The organism is Actinoplanes sp. NPDC048791, assembly GCF_040650095.1.
GTDB lineage: Bacteria > Actinomycetota > Actinomycetes > Mycobacteriales > Micromonosporaceae > Actinoplanes.
Window position 1 is genome coordinate 1 of record NZ_JBEZGQ010000715.1, and the last position, 4,504, is coordinate 4,504.

Genomic DNA, 4,504 nt, shown 5'->3' on the forward strand with positions numbered 1-4,504 from the left:
GCCGGGCACCCGCCGCCGGAAACGCGTCAGATCAGGGCGGACGTCGCGTTGACGTCGGTCGCCTTGGAGATCACGTGGTCGACGATCCCGTAGTCCTTGGCCTCCTGGGCGGTGAACCAGCGGTCCCGGTCGGAGTCGCGGCCGATCTCCTCCGGGGTGTGCCCGGTGTGGAAGGCGATCCGCTCGTTCATGACCGACTTGATGTGCAGCATGCTCTCGGCCTGGATGGCGATGTCGGCCGCGGTGCCGCCGATGCCGCCGGACAGCTGGTGCATCATCACCCGGGCGTGCGGCAGGGCGTACCGCTTGCCGGCGGTGCCGGCGCAGAGCAGGAACTGACCCATCGAGGCCGCCATGCCCATGGCGATCGTGGCCACGTCGTTCTTGATGTACTGCATCGTGTCGTAGACGGCCATACCCGCGCTGATGGAACCACCCGGCGAGTTGATGTACAGGGCGATGTCCTTCTCGCTGTCGGCCGAGGCGAGCAGCAGCATCTGCGCGCAGATCCGGTTGGTCACCTCGTCGTTGACCTCGCTGCCGAGGAAGATGATGCGCTCCCGGAGCAGCCGCTCGAAGACCTGGTCGTCAAAGGATGCGCCACCCGCCCGCATCGCGATCTCGTCAACTCTCATGGACCCACCCTCTCGCACGAGCCGGGAGTCTGTCGCACCCACCCGGCATTCGACCTCTACCACCTTCCCCGGTAAAGGGCGCGGATCCCAGCGATTCTCCTCAGGGCGAAAGACTGGAGGTCACCGGCAAGGATGACCGGGACGGAACTGCAGGAAGGGGCAGGCAGTGATCGATCTCGACCAGCCGGCTCATGACCGGAGACGGCGCCGCCTCGCTACCGGACGGGCGCTGGTCCTGGTCGTGGTGGGGTCGTTTCTGGCCGGCGGGGTGCTGGGTGGCGTGGCGACGTACCTCGGGTGGTATCGGCCGTTGGCGGCGTCAGTGGACCAGGCGGACCAGGCCGACTGGTCCACGGTCTCGGTGCTGCTCTTCGCCGAGGACGGTGTGCTGACGGTGGACGACGAGCAGCGGCGGGTACGCATCGAAGCCCAGGTCACGGTCGTCAATGCCGGGCCGGAGATGGTCGGCGTCCTTGCCGTCCGCGTCGACCAGCCGGGCGTCACCGTGCGCAGCCCCGAGAAGGAACGACAGGTCCCGCCGGGCACGACGTTGCCCGTCGACGTGGTGGTCGAGTGGAACTGCGCCGTGGATCCGCCCGGGGAACTCATTGCTGCCGTCAGCCTGGAGACCGAGGACGAGCAGGTCCGGAAAATGGTGCCGGCGACCCTTTCCGGCACGCCGTGGATCGAGAGCAGGCGTAAGGGTTGCGCCGGCTCGGGCTGACTCGCCGGGGGTCCGGGCGGCTGAGTACCGTTGCTTCCCGTGCCAGAGGGACACACCATTCACCGTTAGCTGGCGACCAATTCGGGCCTCCACCAGCAGAGTCCTTCTTGCTGATCGCGAGCCGAACCCCATCCGGACCCCCTCGTGCAGGCGTAGTCAGCGCTCTGGCTGTTCTGGGTGGCCTGCTACCTGGCTGCCCTGAGCCGGTTCATTGGGGTCCGCGCCTGGTTGAGCACGCCGGGCCGCTGTTGCCCACGTCGCCGCCCAACAGCCACGCCTGCCGTCGAACGTGGGGAAGCACAAGCTTTCCCAAGCTTGCCATGAGCCCGCCTTTCTCTGTGCACTCGCTGTGGCTACACCATCCCCTGTGGATGATCGAGCCAGGTTATGGAAGAACAGGCGAGTTATGGCTGGTCCTTCTGCTGGCGGGCGATTCACTCAGTCAGGTGACACGGTGGTGCGCTGGGCTTGGCTCGATTATTCTCAGGCCGTCTTCGGAATGGACGGCCGAAGGTATGCCGAGACGAGACATCGGCTGACCCCAGTCCCGAGCGCAACTGGGGTAGAACTACCGCTTTAGCCCTCAACAACCGCATTCCCCAACCTGTACGCGGCTCGGCGCGGACATGATGAAGGGCGCGCGCGTTGCAATGGCTGTGGTTCGTCTTGGTTCTAGCGTTCATCCCACTCTTGGCCTTTGGCATGTGGCTGGGCTTCAACCTCCTGCTCGCCAAATGGCACGGCTTGGAAGCGCTCGACAAGACGCCCCAGATCTACCGGCCCTTCCGCCCGCAGGATTGGGCGGCTCGCCGCCTGCCGGTTGACCCCGCGCAGCCGCCTGCTGAACCGCAGTCCCCACGGCAACTCCCTCCCGCTGCTTAAGGCAGTGGGGAAGCAGAGGCAGGCTCCGTAGGCTGCGGCGCCTCCGCGGGGAGAGGGGGCGCCTGGCCGAGCATCCCGCGTGCGACGCTGGCCCACTGCCTTATAGGGAAGACGGCCGCTACCTGCAACGCGACCTTAAGTCCAGGCACGCCTAGAAGCTTGGCGACGGCGAAGCAGAACCTGAGGTACATGCCCCAAGCCGCGAGGAGAAAGGCGGCTGCGATGGCCAGGACGGCAATGATGAGAGTGGTCAACTCTTTCCCTCTGAACTCGCGACAAGTAGACCGACGCACACCGCTGAGCGGCGATGTGTTTCTCGGTCTTTCCGTCGGGTTCGGGCGGGAAGGTTGCCCGGTCACTTGCGTGACTTCACCCCATCCCTTAAGGCAAGGGAGGATGCGATGTTAGCAAGGAAGCGCTCAAGCTACCGCAGAGTCGGGCGTCTGAGTAGCCTTGGACCCCGTGCCAGAGGGACACACCATTCATCGGCTTGCGGCGCGGCATCGGGCGCTCTTCGCCGGGCAGGTCGTTCGGGTCGCCAGCCCGCAGGGGCGGTTCGCCGCCGGGGCCGCGCTGCTGGACGGGCGCACGCTGGTCGACACCGAGGCGTACGGCAAACATCTGCTGCACCACTTCGACGACGAGTCGACGATGCACATTCATCTCGGGCTCTACGGGAAGTTCGCCGATGGTGACCTGCCCGCGCCCGCGCCCGTCGGGCAGGTGCGGCTGGCCATGTCCGGTGCCCGCCACTGGTTGGAGCTGCGGGGTCCGACCGCCTGCGAGGTCCTCGATCCGGTGCAGGTCGCGGCGCTGCGGGCCCGGCTCGGGCAGGATCCGTTGCGCGACGATGCCGAGCCGCGGCTGGCGTACACCCGGATCGTGGCCAGCGGCAAGCCGGTGTTCGCGCTGCTGCTCGACCAGACGGTGGTGGCCGGGTGCGGGCTCATCTACGCCAACGAGGTGTTGTTCCGGGCCGGGCTGGCGCCGACCACGCCGGGGCGGGACGTCAGCGTGCAGTGCTGGGCGGAGCTCTGGGACGACCTGCGTGCCCTGATGAAGGAGGGGGTCGTACGGGGGCGGATCGACACCGTCCACACCGCTCACACGCCGGAGGCGATGCGGCGGGCGCCGCGGGTGGACCGGCACGGCGGTGAGGTTTATGTCTACCGCCGTACGGGTCAGCCGTGCCTGGTCTGCGGCACCGCGGTCACCCGGGGGCCGATGGCCGGCCGGAACCTCTACTGGTGCCCGGTCTGCCAGCCCTCAGAGTGAGGACGCCGGGCCGGGAGCCGCCGCGGTCGGGGCCGGCGGCTGGTCCGGGATGCCGAGCTGGAAGTTCTCGGTCAGCCAGGGCAGCAGCTGCTCGTACGCCAGGATGGTGTCCGGCTGGTTGAAGTCGTGCGACAGCACGATCGCGCCCGGCCGGGTCTCCTTCTGCACGCCCTTGACGATCTTGTCGACGTGGGCGGCGTCGTCCTCTTTCTCGGTGTGCTCCCAGTCGCGGGGGTCGACCTCCCAGTAGAGCGAGGTCATGCCGTCCGTGTACGCCGTCTGCACCAGGGCGTCGGTGAAGTTGCCGCCCGGGGCGCGGAAGAACGGGATCTCCGCACCCGGCACCGCGGCCCGGATCGCCTCGTTGGTGCGGCGCAGGTCGTCCTGGATCTTGCCCGGGCGCTTCTTGCCGATGGTCAGGCTGTGGTCCCAGGTGTGGTTGCACAGCGTGTGACCGGCCGCCCGACACCCTGGTCCAGGTCGAGGGTGAGGGCCTGCGCGAGGGCGCCACCGTGGAGGTGCCGGCGACATGACCGCCGCCCTGGAGCTCTCCGCGGTGAGCAAGGTCTATCCGCCACCGTCCACCGTCACCGCGCTCGCCGACATCAACCTGGTGGTCGGCGCGGGCGAGACGGTGGCCATCACCGGCGCCTCCGGGGCCGGCAAGTCGACGCTGCTGAGCATCCTCGGCACCCTGGAACGCCCCACCAGCGGTACGGTCCGGATCGCCGGCACCGACACCTCGGCCCTGTCCGACCCGAAGCTGTCCGAGGTCCGCGCCACCAGCCTCGGCTTCGTCTTCCAGCAGTTCTTCCTTCTGGAACACCTCAGCGTCCTCGACAACGTGGCGACCGGCCTGCTGTACCGCGGCATGCCGGCCACCGCCCGCCGGGCGCACGCCGCCGAGGCGCTGGCCCAGGTGGGTCTCGCAGGCCGGATCCGGCACCGCGCCGGGCAGCTCTCCGGCGGTGAACGGCAACGGGTCGCG

The 4,504-nt window shown here is 68.3% G+C and carries 5 protein-coding genes; 3 read left to right on the forward strand and 2 right to left on the reverse strand.

From position 1 onward, the window contains the following. Positions 1–26: 26 nt before the first annotated feature. The gene (locus AB0C29_RS35260; RefSeq protein WP_360829730.1) at positions 27–635 is read right to left on the reverse strand and encodes an ATP-dependent Clp protease proteolytic subunit; all 609 of its coding nucleotides are present in this window, start codon (positions 633–635) and stop codon (positions 27–29) included. 166 nt (positions 636–801) lie between these two features. Here AB0C29_RS35260 and AB0C29_RS35265 point away from each other — a divergent pair, with 166 nt between their 5' ends. Both AB0C29_RS35265 and AB0C29_RS35270 read left to right on the forward strand, forming a co-directional pair. Then, complete coding sequence (locus tag AB0C29_RS35265) at positions 802–1,359, forward strand: hypothetical protein (RefSeq protein ID WP_360829733.1); 558 nt, start codon at positions 802–804, stop codon at positions 1,357–1,359. Positions 1,360–2,703: 1,344 nt separating this feature from the next. Then, on the forward strand, positions 2,704–3,516 hold the full coding sequence (locus AB0C29_RS35270) for a DNA-formamidopyrimidine glycosylase family protein (RefSeq protein ID WP_360829736.1): 813 nt from the start codon (positions 2,704–2,706) through the stop codon (positions 3,514–3,516). Here AB0C29_RS35270 and AB0C29_RS35275 read toward each other — a convergent pair. Next, positions 3,508–4,047 carry a polysaccharide deacetylase family protein gene (locus AB0C29_RS35275; RefSeq protein ID WP_360829739.1) on the reverse strand — a complete coding sequence of 180 codons (540 nt, stop codon included), beginning with the start codon at positions 4,045–4,047 and terminating at the stop codon, positions 3,508–3,510. The genes AB0C29_RS35270 and AB0C29_RS35275 overlap by 9 nt on opposite strands. Here AB0C29_RS35275 and AB0C29_RS35280 point away from each other — a divergent pair. After that, a partial coding sequence (locus AB0C29_RS35280) for an ATP-binding cassette domain-containing protein (RefSeq protein WP_360829742.1) occupies positions 4,046–4,504 on the forward strand: 459 nt, incomplete at its 3' end. The genes AB0C29_RS35275 and AB0C29_RS35280 overlap by 2 nt on opposite strands.

Coding starts and splice junctions, on each gene's coding strand:
- AB0C29_RS35260 (WP_360829730.1), bottom strand. CDS start 635: ATGAGAGTTGACGAGATCGCGATGCGGGCGGGTGGCGCATCCTTTGAC.
- AB0C29_RS35275 (WP_360829739.1), bottom strand. CDS start 4,047: ATGTCGCCGGCACCTCCACGGTGGCGCCCTCGCGCAGGCCCTCACCCT.